The organism is Bacillus sp. JJ864, from assembly GCF_036963045.1.
GTDB lineage: Bacteria > Bacillota > Bacilli > Bacillales > Bacillaceae_G > Bacillus_A > Bacillus_A pseudomycoides_C.
This window is the reverse complement of the sequence record NZ_JBALLY010000200.1, coordinates 335-766: the sequence shown is the minus strand read 5'-3', so window position 1 is coordinate 766 and position 432 is coordinate 335. Positions and strand designations below refer to the sequence as shown.

The 432-nt window shown below is 29.9% G+C and carries 1 protein-coding gene; it reads left to right on the top strand.

Going from position 1 to position 432, the window contains the following annotated elements; all coding sequences use genetic code 11:
* The first annotated feature begins 114 nt into the window (after window positions 1–114).
* Window positions 115–375 (top strand): hypothetical protein, encoded by a 261-nt coding sequence (locus V7024_RS22595; protein WP_335524169.1) that lies wholly within the window; start codon window positions 115–117, stop codon window positions 373–375.
* Window positions 376–432 lie beyond the last annotated feature (57 nt).

The following is a 432-nucleotide window of genomic DNA, read 5'->3' as shown; positions in this document are numbered from 1 at the left end:
AATAAATAGATATAACAAGTTTTCTATATTTTGGATTTGTTTTCGTTTTTATGTTTGTTGTATATCATGTGTAATTTAATGAGCCCTAAGAAAGTAAAGGAAGGGGAGATTGGAATGCCAGGGATTTTGCTATTATCGGTCATTGTTTTGTCTTCTCTTATGGTTGGTTTAACTTTTTATTTCCATCTAGAAGATCCAGAGCAGGATACTGTGCAAGATAAAGTACGATTGGTATTTCCAATTTTCATTTTAACAATTGCGATTAGCTTTGCATTAACTGAAAATAATTACGTTGCAATATTTTCATGGCTTTTTATGACAGTGTTACTATTCATTGTGTTGTACGTTGTGATGAAGGATTATTTACAAAAATAAAAGTGCCGTTTACGGCACTTTTATTTTAAAGTAATATTTAATTTCACATACCGTAAT

Bases quoted from the DNA above. Each gene is read 5' to 3' on its own strand.
- V7024_RS22595 (WP_335524169.1), top strand. From the start codon at position 115: ATGCCAGGGATTTTGCTATTATCGGTCATTGTTTTGTCTTCTCTTATG.